21 protein-coding genes and 1 pseudogene are annotated in these 22,629 nt (G+C 35.2%); 10 read left to right on the top strand and 12 right to left on the bottom strand.

Going from position 1 to position 22,629, the window contains the following annotated elements; genetic code table 11:
- Positions 1-46 precede the first annotated feature (46 nt).
- The gene (locus tag AAEU33_RS09790; protein WP_345992357.1) at positions 47-1,849 is read right to left on the bottom strand and encodes an ABC transporter ATP-binding protein; all 1,803 of its coding nucleotides are present in this window, start codon (positions 1,847-1,849) and stop codon (positions 47-49) included.
- Between the two features lie 99 nt (positions 1,850-1,948).
- Complete coding sequence (locus AAEU33_RS09785) at positions 1,949-3,028, bottom strand: hypothetical protein (protein WP_345992355.1); 1,080 nt, start codon at positions 3,026-3,028, stop codon at positions 1,949-1,951.
- A gap of 306 nt (positions 3,029-3,334) precedes the next feature.
- Between AAEU33_RS09785 and hmpA the strand changes: the two genes are divergently transcribed.
- The gene (hmpA, locus tag AAEU33_RS09780) at positions 3,335-4,534 is read left to right on the top strand and encodes an NO-inducible flavohemoprotein (protein ID WP_345992353.1); all 1,200 of its coding nucleotides are present in this window, start codon (positions 3,335-3,337) and stop codon (positions 4,532-4,534) included.
- A gap of 6 nt (positions 4,535-4,540) precedes the next feature.
- The gene (locus AAEU33_RS09775) at positions 4,541-4,981 is read left to right on the top strand and encodes an Rrf2 family transcriptional regulator (protein WP_345992351.1); all 441 of its coding nucleotides are present in this window, start codon (positions 4,541-4,543) and stop codon (positions 4,979-4,981) included.
- 339 nt (positions 4,982-5,320) lie between these two features.
- Here AAEU33_RS09775 and lptB read toward each other — a convergent pair.
- Positions 5,321-6,046, bottom strand: a pseudogene (lptB, locus tag AAEU33_RS09770) (LPS export ABC transporter ATP-binding protein); the annotation flags it as partial.
- 104 nt (positions 6,047-6,150) lie between these two features.
- Here lptB and AAEU33_RS09765 point away from each other — a divergent pair.
- The 3 genes from AAEU33_RS09765 (at position 6,151) to AAEU33_RS09755 (ending at position 7,465) form a co-directional block, all read left to right on the top strand.
- Complete coding sequence (locus tag AAEU33_RS09765) at positions 6,151-6,444, top strand: TM2 domain-containing protein (protein WP_345992349.1); 294 nt, start codon at positions 6,151-6,153, stop codon at positions 6,442-6,444.
- A 64-nt stretch (positions 6,445-6,508) separates the two neighbouring features.
- Positions 6,509-7,237, top strand: coding sequence for a hypothetical protein (locus tag AAEU33_RS09760; RefSeq protein ID WP_172279959.1), 729 nt, complete (start codon positions 6,509-6,511; stop codon positions 7,235-7,237).
- A 45-nt stretch (positions 7,238-7,282) separates the two neighbouring features.
- Positions 7,283-7,465, top strand: a complete 183-nt coding sequence (locus AAEU33_RS09755; RefSeq protein WP_172279961.1) for a bacteriocin — start codon at positions 7,283-7,285, stop codon at positions 7,463-7,465.
- A 49-nt stretch (positions 7,466-7,514) separates the two neighbouring features.
- Here AAEU33_RS09755 and hemB read toward each other — a convergent pair whose 3' ends face one another.
- Positions 7,515-8,504, bottom strand: coding sequence for a porphobilinogen synthase (gene hemB / locus AAEU33_RS09750; RefSeq protein ID WP_345992347.1), 990 nt, complete (start codon positions 8,502-8,504; stop codon positions 7,515-7,517).
- A gap of 120 nt (positions 8,505-8,624) precedes the next feature.
- Between hemB and AAEU33_RS09745 the strand changes: the two genes are divergently transcribed.
- From AAEU33_RS09745 to AAEU33_RS09735, 3 genes are all read left to right on the top strand, one after another.
- Entirely contained in the window at positions 8,625-8,975 is a 351-nt protein-coding gene (locus tag AAEU33_RS09745; protein ID WP_172279965.1) for a T9SS type A sorting domain-containing protein, read from the top strand.
- A gap of 106 nt (positions 8,976-9,081) precedes the next feature.
- Positions 9,082-9,993: an ATP-binding cassette domain-containing protein gene (locus AAEU33_RS09740; protein WP_273649040.1), complete on the top strand. Its 912-nt coding sequence runs from the start codon at positions 9,082-9,084 to the stop codon at positions 9,991-9,993.
- Positions 9,994-9,997: 4 nt separating this feature from the next.
- Entirely contained in the window at positions 9,998-11,308 is a 1,311-nt protein-coding gene (locus AAEU33_RS09735) for an ABC transporter permease (protein WP_345992345.1), read from the top strand.
- A gap of 71 nt (positions 11,309-11,379) precedes the next feature.
- Here AAEU33_RS09735 and AAEU33_RS09730 read toward each other — a convergent pair whose 3' ends face one another.
- The 8 genes from AAEU33_RS09730 to AAEU33_RS09695 form a co-directional block, all read right to left on the bottom strand.
- A complete protein-coding gene (locus tag AAEU33_RS09730; protein ID WP_345992343.1) occupies positions 11,380-12,048 on the bottom strand; it encodes a porin family protein in 669 nt (222 codons plus the stop codon).
- An 18-nt stretch (positions 12,049-12,066) separates the two neighbouring features.
- Positions 12,067-12,939 (bottom strand): succinate--CoA ligase subunit alpha, encoded by an 873-nt coding sequence (gene sucD / locus AAEU33_RS09725; RefSeq protein ID WP_273649044.1) that lies wholly within the window; start codon positions 12,937-12,939, stop codon positions 12,067-12,069.
- 91 nt (positions 12,940-13,030) lie between these two features.
- Complete coding sequence (locus AAEU33_RS09720) at positions 13,031-13,933, bottom strand: LpxD N-terminal domain-containing protein (protein ID WP_345992341.1); 903 nt, start codon at positions 13,931-13,933, stop codon at positions 13,031-13,033.
- Between the two features lie 67 nt (positions 13,934-14,000).
- Entirely contained in the window at positions 14,001-14,564 is a 564-nt protein-coding gene (gene efp / locus AAEU33_RS09715) for an elongation factor P (protein WP_172279977.1), read from the bottom strand.
- A gap of 35 nt (positions 14,565-14,599) precedes the next feature.
- Positions 14,600-15,388, bottom strand: coding sequence for an acyl-ACP--UDP-N-acetylglucosamine O-acyltransferase (lpxA, locus tag AAEU33_RS09710; protein WP_172279979.1), 789 nt, complete (start codon positions 15,386-15,388; stop codon positions 14,600-14,602).
- Positions 15,389-16,786: a bifunctional UDP-3-O-[3-hydroxymyristoyl] N-acetylglucosamine deacetylase/3-hydroxyacyl-ACP dehydratase gene (locus AAEU33_RS09705; protein WP_172279981.1), complete on the bottom strand. Its 1,398-nt coding sequence runs from the start codon at positions 16,784-16,786 to the stop codon at positions 15,389-15,391.
- Entirely contained in the window at positions 16,779-17,810 is a 1,032-nt protein-coding gene (gene lpxD, locus AAEU33_RS09700; RefSeq protein WP_172279983.1) for a UDP-3-O-(3-hydroxymyristoyl)glucosamine N-acyltransferase, read from the bottom strand. Before lpxD ends, AAEU33_RS09705 begins: the two co-directional genes overlap by 8 nt.
- Positions 17,811-17,882: 72 nt before the next feature.
- Positions 17,883-19,109 carry an HD domain-containing protein gene (locus AAEU33_RS09695; protein WP_345992339.1) on the bottom strand — a complete coding sequence of 409 codons (1,227 nt, stop codon included), beginning with the start codon at positions 19,107-19,109 and terminating at the stop codon, positions 17,883-17,885.
- Between the two features lie 122 nt (positions 19,110-19,231).
- Between AAEU33_RS09695 and AAEU33_RS09690 the strand changes: the two genes are divergently transcribed.
- Together AAEU33_RS09690 and AAEU33_RS09685 are read left to right on the top strand one after the other, a co-directional pair.
- A complete protein-coding gene (locus AAEU33_RS09690; RefSeq protein ID WP_345992337.1) occupies positions 19,232-20,875 on the top strand; it encodes a S41 family peptidase in 1,644 nt (547 codons plus the stop codon).
- Between the two features lie 134 nt (positions 20,876-21,009).
- The gene (locus tag AAEU33_RS09685) at positions 21,010-22,554 is read left to right on the top strand and encodes a bifunctional response regulator/alkaline phosphatase family protein (protein WP_345992336.1); all 1,545 of its coding nucleotides are present in this window, start codon (positions 21,010-21,012) and stop codon (positions 22,552-22,554) included.
- Positions 22,555-22,629: the final 75 nt, after the last annotated feature.

Raw genomic sequence — 22,629 nt, 5'->3', positions numbered from 1 at the left:
TGAAGCCTGTATTTCTTTTACAGGCTTCATTTTTTTCGTATTAATCCTATTTAAAGGAATTCATCAATTTATCAAGATTCAGACTTCTGGCAGATGCTTCAAAAATTTCACGGTAAGTCCCGTTTTCCTGAACCAGTTCATTGTGCGTTCCACTTTCAACCACTCTTCCCTTTTTCATAACATAGATTTTATCAGAATCCAGAATCTGAGACAAAGAATGTGAAATAATGATTACTGTTCTTCCTTCTTTAATGGCATCTAAAGAGTTTTTAATCTGTTCGGTTGCAATAGCATCCAGGCTTGCAGTAGGCTCATCGAGAAAAATAATTGGCGGATTCTTAAGGAATAATCTCGCAATGGCAATTCTTTGTTGTTGTCCCCCTGAAAGCTGGGTAGCATCGTGGTTATATTGATCCGGTAGATCCTGGATCTGTTCATGGAGGTATGCTTTTTTTGCAGCTTCCCGTATTTCATCAAAACTGGCATTCATATTTCCATACCGGATATTATCTTCTATACTTCCCTGAAAAATATGATTTCTTTGAAGTACAAGACCTATATCATTTCTTAAAAATGTGTTATCAAAATCATTTAAATTGACATTATCCAGTAGAATATCTCCTGAATCCGGAAGGTAAAATTTACACAAAAGATTGATAATTGTGGATTTACCGGCACCACTTAATCCCACCAAAGCCGTTGTTTTTCCATTTTCAATTTTCATAGAAACATCATGCAAAGCTTTCGTTCCGTTTGGATAGGTAAAGTCTATATTTTTAAGTTCAAATGTTCCCTTAATTTCCCTTTCTACAAATGTCCCGTTTGGTTCTTTTTCATCGTCAGCATTTAAAATATCAAAGTAACCCTCAGCATAAATCATTGCATCATTCATATCATCATAAATACGGTGAAGTTGGCGTATCGGGGATGAAACATTATTGAAGAGCATAATATGAAGCATAATTGCACCAATTGTCATCTGCTGGTCCAGAACAAGATAAACGGTGAGCAAAATGATGAGTACAACCCCAAATTGTTCTATAAAAGTCTTAAGCCCGTCATAAATAAAATTTGTTTTTCTGGTGAACATCTGGCTCTCCATTAATTGCATCTGAAGATCATACTGCTTTTTACCCTCGAATTTTTCACGGACAAAACTTTTAATCACCATAATCGAATTGATCAGGTTCAGAAGGCCCGAAGTCTTTTGCTCACGCTGGTTTCTCAGCTGCCTGCGAACCCCACCAAGCTTTTTAGCCTGTAATGAACTTATATAAAAATAAATAGGAACAATTATGGTAGATACCATGCCAACATATACATTTTGCATATACATGATGATCAAAGCAATGATCGCATTGGAAAAGAGAGGCAAAATATCTATGAAAAAATTCTGAACAAGCTTGGTGAGACTTTCAATCCCACGATCGATCCTGATCTGCAATTTTCCTGATTCGTGGTTTTCGTCATTAAAGTATGCAACCCGGTACGTCAGTATTTTATCAATAGCTGACTGAGCCAGAACAGAACTTACATTGATCCGGATCTTTTCCCCATAGAATTTCTGTCCGAAATTGATAAAAATATTCAACAGTTCTTTTCCCAGTAATATTATGGAAATCACTACCAACACATGAATTCCTTCCGACATAGGATGTGGAAGATGTGTTAGTAGGGTTACCTCGTCAACAGTATACTTCAAAACCAAAGGATTGACCTGGGCTGCAAGAGCTCCTAAAAACGTCAGGAATAAAGTTCCGTAAATCATCAAACGATAAGGCCTGATAAATGGAATAAGCTGTTTATATATTCCAAATAAAGTAACTGTTCTATTAAAAGGTTTCGCCATTATTATAAGATCTTTAGTAAAATTAAAGCTTTTTTAAAACAATCTATAAAAAAAGCCAGCATAAAAGCCGGCTCATTCTTTTGCTATAAAAATTTCTCTTTAATATCGGGTTTTCAAAACGATCTTTCCTAGTTCTAAAAGCTCATCCTGCTGGGTAAAGTGAACACGTCCTTTCTTCGAAAATACTTCCCATGCGATCATGGAAACAATATCATCAACAACTCCCTGTTCTTTAGAATCGTCAACGTACTCAAATGTACGTTCATCAATCATTTTTACCGGCTGTTCATAATCCTGATGGACGATCAGCAGATCACCCCTTCCGTCCAAAGCGGCCTGGTAAATTTCCTGAAGATCCGTAAGAACTGTTCCATGAGACACCGCCTCTTTAACTTCCTCAATAGCCAATGCACGACTTTCTTTTTGTTTAGCCTTAATAATTTCATAAGCCTGCTCTACAATGTGATGCTCATCAGCAGATACATAATTTTTATTATCATGCCCAATATAGATCTTAGGAATATCAGCAACTTCAAGAAGTTTACTATAATTATCTGCAGTACTAATAACAACTACGTTTAAATTTGATTTTTTGTAAATTTCAACAATGGATTTATCAACCCTGTTAAAATATTCTTTGATCTGATTATCTACCTGTTTGGAATCGCTTCTCACATCTGAATGGGTAATATAAAAGGGATTCTGGGGAAATGGAAACCCTTCCTCTCGGACTTCCCCGACAATAGAATCATTTAATGCTTCGTACAGCTTGGTACCGCTTTGCGTTAAAACTAAGATGAGATATTCCTGAGCTCTTACTGCAGCCTTGATCAGAGGCCTTACAGCAAACTTCTCCTCTACTTCTGTTACATTTCCTCTTGAAGCCCATGTAGATTTTATAATTTCTTCTGTCTCGTTCGACAAAAAAATATGCAAACTATCCAGATTGTACTGATGGTCAATTTTCCCTGCAATATGATCCAGCTTTTCCAAAACTCCTGCGGCAGGTCTTTTTCCGTACTCATCAATAACACGGTTTTCTGCTTCTTTGATGAGGTTTTTTAAAATGATTTCGTCTTGTTGGTTTTCAGGAAATGTTCTGTGGGTATTCAATGAAATACTTACACAAGGTTCATTTCTTTCATTGGCTAGTTTTTGTAATTTTTCTTGTAATGACATATTTGTATTTTTTATTAATAATGAAATTTAATGATTTATTTTATCATTTTAACACAATTAAATACAAAAACCAGGCCTTTAAAACAATTTAAAAGTGCTTTTCATATAAAATACGAAAAATATCAATTTAAAATTTATTCTATATTAAAAATTAGCTATTATTCTTTCTTGGAGAGTAATAATGTACTTTAAAAAATTTCCACCCTTTCTCCTAGGTATGTAAAATATCATATTTTAATTGTTGTATTTTAAATACAACAATTAAATATTTATAGTACATTTGTTTTATCATTAAAAAACGACAAGATGAATAATAAACAAAAAGCCTTAGTAAAGTCAACCGTTGCGGTTTTAAAATCAAACGGTGCAGATCTCACTCAATATTTTTACAACAGAATGTTCAACCATAATCCTGAGCTCAAAAATCTTTTTAACATGAGTCATCAGGCAAGTGGCAAGCAACAACACGCACTAGCCGGAGCAGTGCTTGCCTATGCTGAACATATTGAAAATCCAACTTTACTTATTAATATTTTAAGATCTATAGGCAATAAGCACGTCAGCCTTAATATAAAACCGGAACAATATAATATTGTAGGACTTCATCTGATCTCATCGATAAAAGAAGTTTTAGGAAAAGCGGCTACTGACGAATTATTGGAAGCTTGGACGCAAGCCTATCATGAACTTGCCCAAATAATGATTTCTATCGAAGACGAAATATATTGTTCTAACCTAAACAAAAATGGGGGATGGAAAGGTTGGAGAACATTCATCATCAGTAAAATCGTAGAGGAAAGCATGGAGGTTAAATCCTTTTATCTTAAGCCTAAAGATGGGCAGCCAATTGCAGAATACCTTCCCGGTCAATTCATATCTGTAAAAACATATATTCCATCACTGGGATATGAGCAACCAAGACAATATAGTCTATCATCGGCCTTCACTCCTAAATATTACAGGATATCTGTAAAAAAAGAGAAAAATCAATTTAATCCGGATGGTATTGTATCCCATATCATGCATTCTAAGTTAGCTGGAGATGAAATAGAAGTGAGTGCACCCGCGGGAATCTTTCACATTAATCCTTTATCGGAATACCCTTTAGTGCTTATAAGTGGAGGGATTGGAATTACTCCCCTTTTAAGTATGCTGGAAACAAATGAAAATAACAATCGTAACCCTGTTGTATGGTTGCATAGTTGCCGGGATCAAACAGTTCATTCCTTCAAAGATCATATTGACTATTTAGAACAAAATAATGAATGGCTCACCACCCACATCTTTTATGAAAATAAAAATAAAGAAGCTGACCAGGCAATACATGAAGGAAGAATTAACCTCCATGAAGTGAAAGAAGAAATTCTTATTGACAATGCAAAGTATTATATTTGTGGTCCCGAAGCATTTATTAAAGTGCAGTACAATTCTTTGATGCAATTAGGAATTGCCGGAGAAAATATTTTTTACGAAGAATTCGGACCTCAGCTCCTTCATTTAAATTAGCAATTAATGAAATTGAACCACTTTACTGATTATAGTTTGCGCGTTTTAATCTATTTAAATAAAAAAGATAAGGCTCAGTCCTGCTCATTGGACGAATTATCAGAAAAGTTGAATATTCTTCGCAATCACCTTATTAAAGTGGTTCAGTTTTTATCCCAGAAAGGATTTGTTAATACCAAAAGAGGAAAAAATGGTGGAATCATTATTTCTGATAAGGCCCGTACGACAGGGCTTGGCGATCTTATTCACCTACTTGAACAGGATGATAGTCCGATTATCAACTGCCAAAGTAAATCTTGCATATTTATATCTTATAACTGTCAGCTAAAATCATTTTTAGACATAGCCTATCAGGCATTTATCGATAGTATGAACAAGCATTATTTATCTGACCTTGTTTTTAATAATTGGGATATCATTTTTGCGAGCCAGCATACCAGTAATTAAAACTTAGCCTTCGTAAAGATATGTTGTAAGGTAATGAAGCTCGGGTTTACTTGCTTCTTTTGATTCCGCTTCCGCCTGTTCCAGAGAATATTGGGAGGTAATTTCTTTGCGCTGGAATACAAATGAATTATTTGCATTTTTATCAACCACATCATTGAAGATGTGCTCTATCTCTGAATTTGCCAACGATGCAAAACTAATATCCTCAAATCCATACATCAACCTTAAATCATCAAATTCTGAAAACTGATTATCAACAAAACTCTGAAGCTGTGATTTCGAATCAAAATTCCCTGCCCAGATATTGTATGCGTATTTCTTCTTTTTAGGCTTATCCAGGATACTCTGATACACAAAATTTTCACCCAGATAAGCTTCCCTTACTTGCGGATCATTTGCCAGGTCCTCCGGAAGACCTTCTTTCAGGATCCTGCCTTCAAACATGATGTATGTTTTATTAGTAATAGCGAGAGTCTGCTGAACATTATGGTCGGTGATTAAAATTCCGATATTTTTATCGACAAGACTTCTTACAATTTTCTGTATATCTTCTACTGCAATGGGGTCTACACCTGCAAAAGGTTCATCCAGAAGGATAAAGTTCGGGCTGGTAGCAAGACAGCGCGCAATTTCAGTCCTACGTCTTTCTCCTCCGGAAAGAAGATCTCCTCTGTTTTTACGAACATGCTGCAATGAAAATTCTTCGATCAGCTCATCACATTTGATTTGCTGTTCACGCTTGGAGAGATTGGTAAGCTGTAAAACTCCCATAATATTTTCCTCAACAGAAAGTTTTCTGAAGACAGAGGCCTCCTGAGCAAGATAACCAATTCCTTTTTGTGCTCTGCGATACATCGCATCAGTTGTTATTTCCTGTTTATCCAGGAAAATTTTACCGGATGTCGGCTTAACCAATCCCACGATCATATAAAATGAAGTGGTTTTACCTGCTCCATTAGGACCTAGCAAACCAACAATTTCTCCCTGCTGGACTTGTACAGAAACGCCTTTTACAACTTTTTTTGGACCGTATTCTTTGATTAAGTTTTCTCCTCGTAAAATCATAGTCGCAAAGATATAAATTTGTTTTAAGTTATGATTTTGTAACTACTCATATTTTTCTTCGACTTATGTTAAAAACAATTCACTTTATCATAAAAAATACTAAAATGGAAAATTACGGTTATACAAAAACAGAAAATACCCGGGATCAGCAGGCCCAAGTACCATACCGATCTGAAAAAAAGATCCCGGCTGCAATACTAGGTATACTTGTAGGATGGCTTGCCCTGAATAAATTTTATCTTGGCTATACTAAAGAAGGTATTATTCAGATTGTTTTAAACCTTGTTACTTTTGGGGCAGCTTCTATCATTCCTTTCATTGAAGGTATATTGTACCTGTTTATGAGTGACAAACAGTTTGATGACACTTATGTATATGGTAAAAAAGGCTGGCTGTAAATCCAGGCATCAGATATTCTAACGAATTTGATACATTTACTGAACCAACAGCAAATTAATTTTAATGGAAAATAACAAAGAATTAACAGAACTCCTTGCATTAGATTTAGGAATCAACCTGGTTGACCGTAGACCTTATGCTAAGGAAGTTTTTAAATGGCAGGATATGGATCTCCTTCCCCATTCATCCACAGACACCTTACTTTGTGAAATTTTTGAATGGAATGGCAGAAACTGGAGAACAACCAGCAATAATCTTATTGGGTATCTGTTTTCAGGAGAGAATCTGACTACTATAAAAAATCAGTTGATTAATGCTCCGAAACATCCCGCTCTGATTCCTGATTTTGAATTTACCAAAGACAGCATGATCGAATACGGCCTTTCGCTGCCTTCTCTTTTTAATATCGGAGTTAACGGAAATATAAAAAATGCTAAAAACTTTTCTGTCCGTGTCAATGGAGTAACAAAATCAAGAATCACCAACATTGATTCTCCGGGAATTGAAATCTTAAAAAACTATTCAGCATTTACCCAGGATAAAACAAAGACGTACAGAAAAAATATCAAGTTTAATTATTTGAGTACTTCTTTATTTTATGCCGAAAGCGTTGAGATTTATTTAGAAAAAGAATCTTCAACTGTTCTTGATGTAAGCTTTCAAACGCAGGACGTTGAAGTGGAATCAAAGTTAGATACGGATACTAAGAAACATTTTGTTCTAAAATATATAGGTAACCAGGCTCCCTTTGCTGCTAAATTTACAAAAGGTAAAGATTTCAATATAATGTGATAAATTTTAACTATATTTAGTTTATCTAAAAAAATAAATATTATCATGAAAAAATTAACGAAAAAAAATCTAAAAACCATCAACGGTGGAAATATAAGACCACCCGATGCAAATGGCAACTGCCCATCAGGTTGGTTTTTATGCCCAAGTAATATCTGCGTTTATGACAATGGAGGTAAAGACCCTATAGTTCCGGGAAAACCTCATTACAATGCCTGTTTCGGATAAATAAAAAACACCTCTATATAGAGGTGTTTTTTATTTATCTGTTTTAAAACTATTTATTTAAAAGCATTGCTGCTTCCTTTGCAAAATAAGTGAAGATCATATCTGCACCAGCTCTTTTAAAACATGTTAAGCTCTCAATGATCGTTTTATCATTATCTAGCCAGCCGTTTTGGGCAGCCGCTTTTACCATTGCATATTCTCCACTTACATTGTACACAGCAATCGGAAGATCAATTGCTTCGCGAACTTTAGAAACAATATCAAGATAAGGAAGCCCCGGTTTAATCATAATGATATCCGCTCCTTCATCAATATCTTTAAATACTTCATTTAAAGCTTCCCTGGAATTATGAAAATCCATCTGATAAGTCTTTTTATCTTTTGGAATTTCCATATTATCTTTTGGAGCACTATCCAGAGCACTTCTGAAAGGTCCATAAAAAGAACTTGCGTATTTTGCGGAATAACTTAAAATTCCTACATCTGTAAATCCACTTTCTTCTAAGGCTTCACGAATCCCTAATACTCTGCCATCCATCATATCACTTGGTGCGACAATGTCTGCCCCGGCTTCTGCATGAGATACAGACATTCTTGCCAGTGCATCTACAGTTGCATCATTTACAATTTTTCCGTTTTCGATTATTCCGTCATGTCCATAAATAGAATAAGGATCCAGCGCTACATCAGGCATAACGATCATTTCGGGAAGAGCATCTTTTATGGCTTTAATGGTGTTCTGCATTAATCCGTTTTTGTTCCAAGCTTCTTTTCCCGTATTACCTTTTAAATGATCTGACACCTTCATATACAGGTTGACAGATTTTACCCCCAAAGAAAACAGTTCTTTACACTCTTTAACTGTAAGATCGATACTCCGCCTGAATATTCCCGGCATTGATGCAATTGGTTCCTGCTTGTTTTCACCCTCCATTACGAAGATAGGCATTACGAAATCATGAGTTGTAAGTACATTTTCCCTTACCAAACTTCTCATTGATTCATTTACTCGTAGCCTTCTGTTTCTTGAATGTATCATTTTGGAATACTTTTTGAATAAGTTTATGCAAATTTACTACAAGTTAAATGAAAAAATATGTTGGAGAGTGGTAGATTTTTTATATTTTTGTTTTATAAATACTTGAGAAATTATATTTTGATGAAAAAACTTTTACTTTTATTTCTTTTCGCAGGCACTTTTGTTGGATTTTCCAGCAATCTAAATGCACAACTCAGGGAGCCTGGTTCCATCTCACAAAAATCTGATGATGGAGTTTTTATTGCTTACCCTAATCCTGCGAAAGATTTCCTCATTATTCGAGCAAAAGACCCTTCTTTGAAGGTTAAAAATGTTACATTCTATTCTATTCTTGGTACACAGGTTGCTACTTATGCGGTTAATATGAATTCGGGAGAAATTAATATTGAAAAATTAAAACCCGGTAAATATTTGATCCGTTACATTTTAAGTGACAACACTCAAAAAGTTACCCAGATCGTAAAACAATAAATTAAATCCTGATAATCATCAGGATTTTTTCTTTTACGTTAGTAGTCCTTTTAATTATTCCGTAACTTTCGGGACATTTTTATACTAATAGTAAAAAAACAATTTAATGCTAAAAGCTGAACATATTACTAAAACCTACAATGCCGGAAAAAAAACCGCATTGGATGATTTTAGCATACATGTCCCAAAAGGGAGCATCTATGGTCTTTTAGGCCCAAATGGAGCGGGAAAAACATCATTTATCCGTATCATCAATCAAATTACCCAGGCAGACTCCGGAACTATATTCATCAATGGAGAGAAGTTAAATCCCGATCACATCAAAAATATCGGTTACATGCCTGAAGAAAGAGGTTTGTATAAAAATATGAGTGTAGGAGATCAGATTCTTTACTTCGCAGAACTAAAAGGAATGAGCAAAAATGATGCTCTCAGTGAAGCAAAGAAATGGTTTGAAAAACTTAATATTGATCAGTGGTGGAAGAAAAAGCTTTCCGAGCTTTCGAAAGGGATGGCACAAAAAATCCAGTTTGTGGTTACGGTATTACACAGACCACATTTACTTATTCTCGATGAGCCCTTTTCAGGTTTTGACCCCGTAAATGCAAATTTAATAAAGGATCAGATTATTGATCTTAAAAATAATGGAACTACCATCATTCTTTCAACCCACAGAATGGAAAGTGTAGAAGAGATGTGCGACTATGTAGCACTAATCGACAATTCGAAAAAAGTTTTGGATGGCAGAGTTTTCGACGTTAGGGAAAAATTCAAAAAGAACATCTTCGGTATTACCCTTTCGGCTGTAAATGATTCAAATTTTGAGACATTCAAACAGAAATATGAGGTGTTTAATTTCTCAAATGAAAATGATCTTATTTCTTTTGATCTGAAAAACGAAAGTGATCAGAACAACATCCTTTTAGATTTGGTACATGTGGGAAAAGTCAGATCATTTGACGAAAGAATTCCGAGCATGAATGAAGTATTTATTAACGCTGTAGGCCATCATTCTTAATTTTATGAATAATATTTTTTTAATAACCAAAAGGGAATTCCTTACACAGGTCAAGAAGAAATCCTTCATTATATTAACTTTACTTGCTCCTCTTATGATCATTGCTTTTGGAGCAATTATTGGACTGATGTTTAAAGCCAATGAATCACATAACGTCATTGAAGTAGTAGACCGAAGTGGCTTATTCAAGGATCAGCTACCATCAGATTCCAAACTCAATTATATTTTTGTTCCTGTTGCAGAAGAAAAATCGAAAATCAGTACATTAAAAGGAAATGAATCTTTGGATGGAATCCTTATTCTACCTGAACTGAATAATCATAATTTTGATGATCTTGAAAAAAACACAAGGCTTGTCATCAACAGCAAAATAGGTTTTGATACTAAGCAACGTATCGTTTCAGATATTTCAAATGTCATTAAAAAGGAAAAAATCAAAGAATTGGGGATTGCGGAAACCCAGCTCAATAATCTTGATAAAAGCTTCTCTTTAAAAACAATTAATGTTTCTGAAGATAATAAAGAGGATTCTGACCTTACTTTCGGGGTAAAATCGGGACTAAGTATGGTTTTGATGTACGTAACTTTCATGTTCATTATTATCTATGGAGTAAGGGTGATGAGAAGTGTGCTTGAGGAAAAGAATAACAGAGTGGTGGAAATTATAATTTCATCTGTAAAGCCTTTCGAGCTGATGATGGGTAAGATCTTGGGCGTAACAATGGTTGCTTTGACTCAGTTTATCATATGGATCACCATGTCTGTTATCGGAGCCCTGGTACTAAATACAGGATTTTCATCTATTCAGAAAAATATCCCAGGAGGAACAGAAGGAATGGCAAGTAAACTGGATGTGACACAAATTGCCACACAAGTTTCCCACAGCCTGCTAGAACTTAATTTCCCTTTGATCATTTTTGTATTTATTGTCTTTTTCCTTCTCGGATATATCTTTTACAGTTCTGTATATGCTGCTATTGGTTCTGCAGTTGACAATGAAACAGAAACACAACAGTTTACTTTATTCGCTATATTACCATTAACATTAGGCATGTACGGCAGCTTTTCTTTAATGAATAATCCGGACGGCCCGTTGGGATTCTGGCTTTCCATGATTCCTTTCACATCTCCGGTCGCTATGATTGCCAGGATTCCTTTTGGGGTTCCTGCATGGCAAATTGCACTGTCGATAGCACTGTTGGTAGCCACAACAATTTTCATGATCTTTTTAGCCGGTAAAATTTATAGAGTCGGTATTTTAATGTATGGAAATAAAGCTACTCTTAAGGAACTTTGGAAATGGATCAGAAATTAGCTCTATACAGTATAAAAAAACTAATCCCGGAACATCGTTCCGGGATTAGTTTTTTTATTGCAAGTGTTATCTTAGTTAAATATATAACTTAAACTAACACTAAGAACTTGTTCTGATTTACTTTTGCTAGTTCCGCCAGGTTCTTTTCCCAGATCAGGATAGGTATTTGAAAATCCAAAATCGTATTTTAAAGCTAGTTCGAGTTGTCTCTTATAGCTATATCCTACCCCTACACCCAGTCCAAAATTAAAACTGTTTGCTTTGCCACTTACTCCCGGATTTTTTGGATCTGTTACATCCGGATCATAGTATGGTCTGCTTACAGGAACATTTTTAACATTTTGATTTAGCAAAAAATTAAATCGTGGGCCTATCATTCCAAAAAATTCAGATTCTGCCTCTGAAAAATATCCTTTGAAATAGATAGGTACACTTAGATAGTTATTGGCATATACCGCATCATATCCGTCTCTTCCTTTAACATCTTTATCTTTTCCTGTTTCCCCTGCACCGTAGTACAAAACTTCAGGTTGGATATAGAATTGATTTCCCTTTCCAACAGGAATCAAAGCTAAGGCTCCTGCCTGTACTGCGTATCGGGGGCCGGAAGGGTTGTGCGCATTTTGCACCCGGGAATAGTTTCCTCCTGCCGTGATACCGAATCTTGTCCCGCTGAAATTAATCTGAGCAAAAGACAAAGTAGAGAAAGCCAGGGCAGAGGTTAATAAAAGTTTTTTCATATTGTTTTGTTTTATGGTTTATCCTAGCACTTTAGCTACAGTAACGCCAATGTCAGCAGGAGAATCTACAACGTTAATTCCATTTTCTCTCATGATTTCCATTTTAGCCTGAGCAGTATCTTCAGCTCCACCTACAATAGCACCAGCATGTCCCATTGTTCTTCCTTTAGGTGCCGTTTGTCCTGCAATAAAACCTACTACAGGTTTAGTAGAACCACTTGCTTTGTACCATCTTGCAGCTTCAGCTTCAAGTCCACCACCAATTTCACCAATCATCACTACTGCTTCTGTTTCAGGGTCATTGATAAACAACTCCAACGCTTCTCTTGTCGTAGTTCCAATAATTGGATCTCCACCAATACCGATAGCTGTTGAAATACCAAAACCAGCTCTTACAACCTGGTCAGCAGCTTCGTAAGTAAGAGTACCAGATTTAGAAACGATACCTACTTTACCTTTCTTGAAAACGAAACCTGGCATAATACCAATTTTAGCTTCTTCTGAAGTAATAATCCCAGGGCAGTTCGGACCGATCAATCTACAGTCTCTGTCTGCGATGTAAGATTTTACTTTTACCATATCCGCTACAGGAATTCCTTCAGTAATACATACGATAACTTTAATTCCAGCTTCAGCAGCTTCCATAATAGCATCAGCAGCAAATGCAGGTGGTACGAAAATAATACTTACGTTAGCTCCAGCTTTTTGAACAGCATCAGCAACCGTATTAAATACAGGCTTTCCTAAGTGCTCGCTTCCTCCCTTTCCCGGAGTAACACCACCTACTACGTTGGTTCCGTATTCAATCATCTGACCAGCATGGAAAGTACCTTCGTTTCCTGTAAATCCTTGTACAATTACTTTAGAATCTTTGTTTACTAAAATTGACATTTTATTGTTGTTTTTAATTTATTTACTATTTTATTAATGCTCACAAATTTACTTAAATTTCTTTGATTTTAGACTAATCCAAAAGAATTGTTTATTTGAGATTTCTCAGCTTTACCTCTTTCTTCAAATACTCACGAAATTCTTCTGCAATCATTCCAAAATAGGTTCCTTTAGTCAGGTCTCTGTTCACTCCCACCTTGGCCAGAAGGATGGTTCCTTTCTCCAGTCTGATCCCTGATGCAACTCCAACCTGTCCCCACATGGTGACCTCATCTTCAACAATACAACATCCTGCTATTCCTACCTGAGAAGCAATCAAACATCTTTTACCAATTATGGTATCATGACCTATCTGAATCAGATTGTCTAATACAGAACCTTCTCCTATTATCGTAGAATCCGTAACACCTCTGTCTATAGTACAATTATTACCAATTTCAACATTGTTTTCAATAATAACATTTCCTACTGAAATAAGACGATCAAAATTACCATTCAGCTTTCTGTAATAAAATGCATCACCTCCCAATACCGTTCCGGATTGAATAATAACATTATCACCGATCACGGTCCTGTCACCAATCACAACATTGGGGAATATGTGGGTATTCTTCCCTATCTTCACATTATTGCCAATCACTGCAGAAGGATGAATTTTGGTTCCTTCTCCAATTTCAACATCATGTAATTCTTCTGTAAAATTGTATATTCTTGTAAAATGAGTATTGATAAAATTAAAATCCCTGAACGGATCTTCAGAAACAAGAAGAGCTTTTCCTTCCGGGCACTCTACCTCTTTATCGATAAGAATGACCGTTGCTGCAGAATTCAGTGCTTTATCATAATATTTCGGGTGGTTAACAAATACAATATCCCCAGGGGTTACCCTATGGATCTCATTGGTTCCCAACACTTCAAAATCTTCGGAGCCAATAAATCTTGCCCCAATTAAATCAGCTATTGTTTTAAGCTTTTGTGGAGAATGGAATCTCATACATTAATCTTATTATAAAATAAAATTCGGACTGCAGGTGCAGACCGAATTTATGTAGATTATATTGTTATTTTACTCTTTCTAAATAAGTACCGTCTTCAGTATTTACTTTGATTTTGTCTCCCGGCTCAATAAACAGTGGAACCATTACTCTTGCTCCTGTTTCAACGATTGCATTCTTAAGAGCATTCGTAGCAGTATTCCCTTTTACTCCCGGATCTGCTTCAATTACGTCTAAAAATACAGATTGTGGAAGTTCAGCGGAAAGAGGAGTTTCATCAGCTTCTTTCAGGATGATTGTAACTTCTTCACCAGCCTTCATAAACTGAGCGTTTTCAATCATTTCCTTATTGATATACAACTGGGAAAAGTCGTCATTGTTCATGAAGTGGAATCCATTCTCATCATCATAAAGATACTGGAATTTTCTGGTAATTACTTTTACTTCATCTATTTTATGTCCCGCTGAAAAAGTATTATCAATTACTTTTCCATTAGTTACAGATTTTAATTTGGTTCTAACAAAAGCAGGTCCTTTTCCTGGTTTTACGTGAAGAAATTCAATTACCTTGAAAATATCATTGCTATATTCAATGCAAAGTCCCTTTCTGATATCGTTACTTGTTGCCATTAATTTTTTATATTATCTTTTTATTTTTAAATGAGTTACTCTTTTCCAGTACCATAACCTTTTACGATACCTCTTGGAGAGTTTTGTATAAACTGAAGGATTTCATCTCTTTCAGCCGTTGGTAGCATTTCTTTTTCAATATGACTAATTGCCTGAGACACATTCATCTTCATCTGGAAAATAGCTCTGTAGATCTTTTGGATCTCAAAAATTTTCTCATTTGTGAATCCTCTTCTTCTTAAACCTACTGAATTGATCCCTGCATAAGACATCGGTTCTCTCGCAACTTTTACGTAAGGAGGAATATCTTTTCTTACCAATGTACCCCCAGAGATCATTACATGTTTTCCTATTTTCCCAAACTGATGAACAGCACTTAGTCCTCCCATTACCGTATAGTCACCTATTTCTACGTGACCGGCAATACCGCAACCGTTTACTATGATAACATGATCTCCAATTACACAATCGTGTGCAATATGAGAAGTAGCCATAATCAGACAGTTTTTACCTATTTTGGTATAGCCTAGAGCTTTAGTACCCCTGTTTACGGTAACACACTCTCTGATTGTAGTCTCGTCACCGATAATTACCTGAGTATCTTCACCATCAAACTTTAAATCCTGCGGAATCGCAGAAATTACAGTTCCCGGAAAAATCCTGCAATTCTTCCCTATTCTAGCTCCATCCATAATGGTAACATTGGGACCTATCCAGCTTCCTTCTCCAATTTCCACGTCCCCTGCAATAGTAGTAAAAGGTTCTACGATTACGTTCTTGCTGATTTTTGCACGTTTATCTACGGCAGCTAATTGATGAACCATTTAGTCAACTTTATTTTTTGCAACTTGAGCCATTAATTCGGCTTCTACAGCCACTGTATCTCCTACATATCCGTATCCCTGCATATGAACGATACCTCTTCTGATCGGCTCTATCAATTCAATTTTGAAAATCATCGTATCTCCCGGAACTACTTTTCTTTTGAATTTTACTTTATCCATTTTAATGAAATAAGTAGAATAGTTTTCAGGATCCGGAACACTTGCAAGAACCAAAATTCCTCCGGTCTGAGCTAAAGCTTCTACTTGCAAAACCCCCGGCATTACAGGTTCCTTTGGAAAATGCCCAACAAAGAATGGTTCATTCATTGTAACGTTTTTCAAACCTACTACGTGAGAATCCGAAAGCTCCAGAACCTTATCGATCAATAAGAACGGAGGTCTGTGAGGCATCAGTTTCATGATTCCGTTAATATCAAAAACCGGTTCTTTTGTAAGATCAAAATCAGGCACATTTTTCTTTTTTTGCAGTTTCCACTGACGATTCAGTTTTTTTGCAAATTGAGTATTCACGAAATGTCCTGGTTTATTTGCGATAACTTTACCTTTTATTTTAACACCAGCTAAAGCTAGATCACCAATTACATCAAGTAACTTATGTCTTGCTGCCTCATTAGGATAATTTAAAGTAAGGTTATCAAGAATACCATTTGGTCTGATAGAAACATTGTCTTTACCAAATGCTTTTTTTAGTTTTTCTGTGGTATCCGGAGTTAAATCCTTATCAACGTAAACAATTGCATTAGAAATATCACCTCCTTTAATAAGACCATGATCTAAAAGCATTTCCAATTCATGTAAGAAACTGAATGTTCTTGCTGATGAAATTTCCTCTTTAAACTCAGAGATATTTTTAAGTGTAGCATTTTGGGTACCTAATACTTTAGTTCCAAAATCTACCATCGTTGTAATTTCGTAGTTATCTGATGGAATAATGGTAATCTCAGAACCCGTTGCAGGGTCTGTATAGCTAAGAACTTCTTTTACCACAAGGTATTCTCGGGCAATGGCCTGCTCAACTACCCCTACACTTTCGATAGCTTCAACAAAAAACTTTGAAGATCCATCCATAATAGGAGGTTCTGAAGCATCCATCTCCAATATAGCGTTATCGACATCGCAGCCTACTAAAGCTGCAAGAAGATGCTCGCATGTGTTAATTTTAACGCCTAGCTTTTCTAAGGTTGTCCCTCTTTCTGTTGCTACAACATAGTTAACATCTGCTTCAACCTGAGGGTGCCCCTCTAAATCGGTTCTTACAAAAACAAAACCTGTATTTTCTTTAGCAGGTTTAATGGTAAGTTTTACTTCTTTACCAGTATGAAGGCCAATTCCAGAAAGAGTTACCTCTTGCTGAAGTGTTTTTTGCATATCACTCATTAGTATTATCTTTTGAGGTATTCTCAAGATTATTTATTCTTCCTACGATTTCAGTAAAATTCCTGAAATGAACATAATTTCTCAAATAGTCATTATAACTGATTGCAGGTGAACCGTATAAAGTTTCTTTATCACCTACACTGGAGTTCACTCCACTCTGAGCCTGAATTTTCACCTGATTGCCGATCTTAATATGACCAACTACACCTACCTGTCCTCCAATCTGGTTCCAGTCTCCGATCGTTGTAGAGCCTGCAATTCCGGCCTGGGCTGCAATTACATTATTCTGACCAATCTTAACGTTATGCGCAATCTGAATCAGGTTATCTATTTTTGTTCCTTTTCCAATAATGGTAGATCCAATGGTAGCCCTGTCTATACTACAGTTTGACCCAATTTCCACATCATCTTCAATAATAACGTTTCCAAGTTGTGGAATTTTTTTAAATCCTTCAGCTGTTGGCTGAAAACCAAATCCATCTCCCCCGACTACCGTATTGGAATGGATAACACAATTATCCCCAATAACACAATAATCATAGATCCTCGCTCCGCTATCTATTTTGCAGTTCTTTCCAATTTTAACACCTTTTCCGATGTATACTTGTGGATAGATTTGTGTTCCCTCTCCGATTTTGGCTTTTTCTGAAACATAGGTAAATGCTCCAATATATACTTTATCTGCTATTACAGCAGTATCGTGAATAGATGCTCCGTCTTCGATTCCTTCTTTTTTTCCCTGCATTTCCTGATACAGATTCATAAGAACCTGAAAGGACAGATATGCATCTTTTACGGCAATAATAGTAGGAGTATAACTATCTTTTACAAGAAGTTTTTCTGAAGCAATAATTACTGAACACTTGGAAGTATCCAAATAATGAGAAAACCGGTCCTGAGCTATAAAAGAAAGATGTCCCGATTCTCCATTTTCAATTGGTGAAACGCCATTAATAAGTGCATTTTCGTCACCTATTATTTTCCCGTCAATAAAACTTGCAATTTGCGAAGCTGTAAATTCCATATTCTGCAAAGATAAGAAATTCTATAATTCGTAAACATTTTTTAGTTTTCGGATCGATAATTTTAATATTCTTTAAGAATTTATTTTGGAAAAATCTCTTGGAAATGTTAAAATATATCGTGTCGTCTTATTAACGATCAATCCCGATAAAAGCTGGTCTTCAGACTCATCGAGTCTTATTTTCTCACCATTTTTCTGTAACAAATAGATGGGTTGCATTTTGGTATTGTATGGCAAAAGTTTTCTCTTAATTTCGTGAACTAATTCTTCCCCATTATCAATTCCAAAAAACTCGTTCGTATTTTTTATTTTTTCTTCAACAAATTCTTTATCAAACGGATGTGATGAAATAATGGTTTTAGGAAGATCTCTTTTAATCACACTTTTGCACCAGTAAGACAATATAAAGTCATCGGAATTCTGCCATAGCTTCATCGCCTGGATTACGTCATTATCATCAAGCTGGGTAAACCTTTCAATATCTTCATTGGTTGCGGCACTTTTTCCTCTATATAAAAAGTATTTCAGATTTTCAGTGGCAGGCAAATCGATTCCCTGGGAAACCAGATATTTGGCCCTTTCCAGAATTTTCACCAAAATAAATTCTGCTAATGCTGATGTTTTGTGATAATAAACCTGCCAATACATAAACATTCTGGCAGTCAAAAAGTTTTCAATAGAATAAATTCCTTTGGCATCAATCACCAATTCTCCCTCTTCACAAACATTCATCATAGAAATGATCCTTTGTGTATTGATGTTTCCTTCAGATACTCCCGTGAAAAAGCTATCTCTTTTTAAATAATCCAGACGGTCAACATCCAACTGAGATGAAATCAGCTGATTAAAAAACTTCCTGTGATATTTACCCTGAAACATTTTAATTGCTACCGTAAGCTGACCTTCAAACTTTTCATTAAGCCTGTTCATTAATAATAATGAAAGGTTTTCATGATGCCAGTCATCCATTAGCATGCTTTCCAATGCGTGAGAAAATGGCCCATGTCCTATATCATGCATTAAAATTGCTAACATAGCTCCTTTTTCTTCTTCATCAGATATTTTTACGCCCTTTTGCTTTAAAGTTTCAAGAGCAGTAAACATAAGATGCATCGCTCCAATAGCATGATGAAATCTGGTGTGGGTTGCTCCCGGAAAAATAAGATTAAGAAGTCCTGTCTGTGAAATTCTCCTCAACCTCTGAAAATAAGGATGCTCAATAACATCAAATAAGATTTCATGTGGGATTTTAATAAATCCATGAACAGGATCGTTGATAATTTTTAGCTTATTCTGCATTTGAAAAACTGAAGTATTAAGCTAACAAAGTTAGGGAAATTTAATCTTAGGTTTTGATTTCAAGAATAACCCACCATAATGTAGAGATCTTTATCTTTGAAATTATAATTGACGAATAATTTATGAGGGCGTTTTCAATTGTTGTACTACTGTTTATCAGTATAAATATCTTTTCCGCTCAAACCATCTCTGAAGTTCAAAAACTGGAATCTCTATGTAGAATATGGGGTTTCTTAAAATACTATCATCCTCATGTTGCTAACGGTACATTCAATTGGGATCAGCAATTGCTCCAAAAGATAGATGAGCTAGACGGCATTCAAGATAAAAGCCAGCTGAATATCTTGTATACTCAATGGCTTGATAGCCTTGGTGCTGTTGAAAAGTGTAATTCCTGTAAACTGACCAACACCAAGGTCTATTTTCGTAAAAATTTTAATCTGGACTGGATAAAAGACAACAATATATTTATTGAAAGTATCACCAACAAGTTACAATTTATTGAAGAAAACAGATATGTAGGTACCCCTTATTATTTTGGGAAAGGGGGCAGAAAAATATTTTTCCGTAATGATGATTCAACGGGTTCCAAATTCATTTCTAAAAAGATTGCACTCCTGGAGCTTTTCAGATATTGGAATTTTGTGGAATATTTCTTTCCTTATAAATATGAAACAAATCAGAAGTGGGATGATGTATTAACAGAAATGATTCCTAAATTCCTGGTGATAGACAACGATGTCAATTATCATTTAACATTGGCAGAGTTGGTAACAAAGACTGATGATTCTCATGCTTTTTTATTTTCACCACTCATTAGTATCAACCAATATGGACGAAGGAGAATCCCTGTTGAATACTCTTACGCAGAAGGGAAACTTATTGTCACTAAAATCAATTCCAATCAATATAATGAGGAATCTGTCTTAAAGCCGGGAGATATTATCTATGATATCAACGGTAAAACGATCTCTCAAATGGTTAACAGCTTTTCAAAATATATTCCGGCCTCAAATACCTGGGGAAAAATTAAAAAAGTAAAAAATCTTTTTCTATTTTCCAATTCAGACAGTATCGAAGTCAAAGTAGAAAGAGAAGGACAAAATATTGCACTTAAAGCAAAAACATATCTATTAAAGGATATCGTATATGAAAAGAAAATTGCTTCCCGGAAATGGCAATTTTATGATGAGGAAAAAAAGATTGGAATTGTCAACATGGGAATTATTGAAAGAGAAGATCTGGATGAAATGTACCAAAATTTAAAAACTACCGAATCTATTATTTTTGATCTTAGAAATTATCCCAAACAAACAATAAGACCTTTAAGTCTATTAATTCTGCCTAAAACAAGTATATACTATGAATTTACATTTCCGGAAACGACCTATCCGGGATTATTTTATATCAGAAAAAACAGCATCGGAAGAAATAATGATCAATACTATAAAGGAAATGTAGTAGTTTTGGTAGATGAAAACACCCAAAGCCAGGCCGAAACAACAACCATGATGTTCAAACAGCATCCTAAAGCAAAAATCATCGGAAGTCATACTTCCGGAGCCAACGGTGATGTTATCCGGTTTAAAATTGCAGGTCTGGAAACCAGCTTTAGCGGCCTTGGTGCCTATTATCCTGATCAAAGGGAAACACAGAGAATCGGAATTATTCCTGACATCATCGTCAGACCAACTTTAAAAGGGATAAAAGCAGGAAAGGATGAGGTTTTGGAAAGAGCCCTGGAGTATTTAAAAACCGGCCGCTAGATGTAATCCTCAAGATAAGTAGTAGAGGGAGTTTCCATTTAACTATAATTTAACTTTTTATCTGTTCATTTTGACAGATTTTATAATGAATTGGTCGCACTTTTGATACTATAACCATGTAAAAAATATATATTATGTCCGAAAAAATATTATGGATAGATGATGAAATAGATTTACTCAAACCTCATATCGTATTTTTAGAAAAAAAAGGCTACCAGGTAACTCCTGTTAATAATGTGAATGAAGCACTGGAGCTTATCGATTCTGAGAAATTTGCATTGACACTGATCGATGAAAATATGCCCGGGATTTCAGGTTTGGAAGCAATTCCTCTGATCAAAGAAAAAGACAATTCCTTAAAGATAGTAATGGTTACTAAAAGTGAGGAAGAGCATATTATGGAAGAAGCAATAGGTTCACAGATTGCCGACTATATACTGAAGCCTGTTAATCCGAATCAGATTCTTTTATCATTGAAAAAAAATCTTCAGGAAGATAATCTGGTTGAACAAAAAACCATTTTGCAATACCAGCAGGAATTCAGAAATCTTTCTATGGAACTTTCTTATTTAAAATCTTATCAGGAATGGGCGGAATATTATAAGAAAATTCTAAACTGGGAAATTAAATTTGATAAGGTAACTGATAACGAATTTGCAGATCTTCTACAATCTCAGAAAGAAGAAGCCAACATTCAGTTTGCAAAGTTTATTGAAAATAATTACGAAGAGTGGTTAAGCGGAAGCGATAAACCATCGATGAGCCATACCCTTTTCAAAGATAAAGTAAAACCTGAGGTAGAAAAAAGTAAGGTTCTTCTTCTTATGATAGACAATCTAAGATATGATCAATGGAAAGTAGTTGAACCTCTATTTACAAAGTATTATAATAAAGTGTCTGAAGATTATTATTACAGTATTCTTCCAACAGCTACTCAGTATGCAAGAAATTCATTTTTTGCAGGCTTATTACCATCTGAAATAGAAAAACGTTTCCCAGATAAATGGTTTAACGATAATGAAGACGGAAATAAAAACGAATTTGAACGTGACTTTCTCGAGGATCAGATGAAAAGAATTGGCCTTGGTTCAAAATCAATGAAATACTTAAAAGTATTGAATGCAGATTTCGAGAGAAAGATCTATGATGATTTTAATCAACACAAGAATAATGATTTATTGGTGATTGTTTATAATTTCATTGATATACTATCTCATGCCAAAACAGATAATCATATTGTAGACCAATTGATCCGGGATGATAAAACTTTTAGATCTTTAACTTATAACTGGTTTGAAAATTCATCCATCTTAAAGATCATTAAACTTGCTGCTGAAAATGGTTATAAATTGGTGATTACTACTGATCATGGAACGGTATATGTGAAAAAGCCAAGCAAAGTAGTAGGTGACAGAGAAACTTCCACTAATATCCGTTATAAAACAGGTAAAAGTTTAACTTATGATGACCGGGATGTATGGGCTATTACCAATCCTGAGAAATTATTTTTACCCAAAGGAAACCTGAGCTCTAAGTATATCTTTGCAAAAAACAATATCTTCCTGGCTTATCCAAAGAATTACAACCACTTTGTCAACTATTATAAAGAAACATATCAACACGGAGGAATATCATTAGAAGAATGTATTATTCCCATTAGTATATTAGAACCCAAGTAGTTTTTTCATAGTTTATTAATTTTGGGTTCAGGGCGGAAAAAATCAATTGATTTTTTCCGCCTTTTTTAAGGCATC

Source organism: Chryseobacterium sp. Chry.R1, assembly GCF_039645525.1.
In the GTDB taxonomy this organism is placed as follows: domain Bacteria; phylum Bacteroidota; class Bacteroidia; order Flavobacteriales; family Weeksellaceae; genus Chryseobacterium; species Chryseobacterium proteolyticum.
This window is presented reverse-complemented; position numbering and strand designations above follow the sequence as displayed.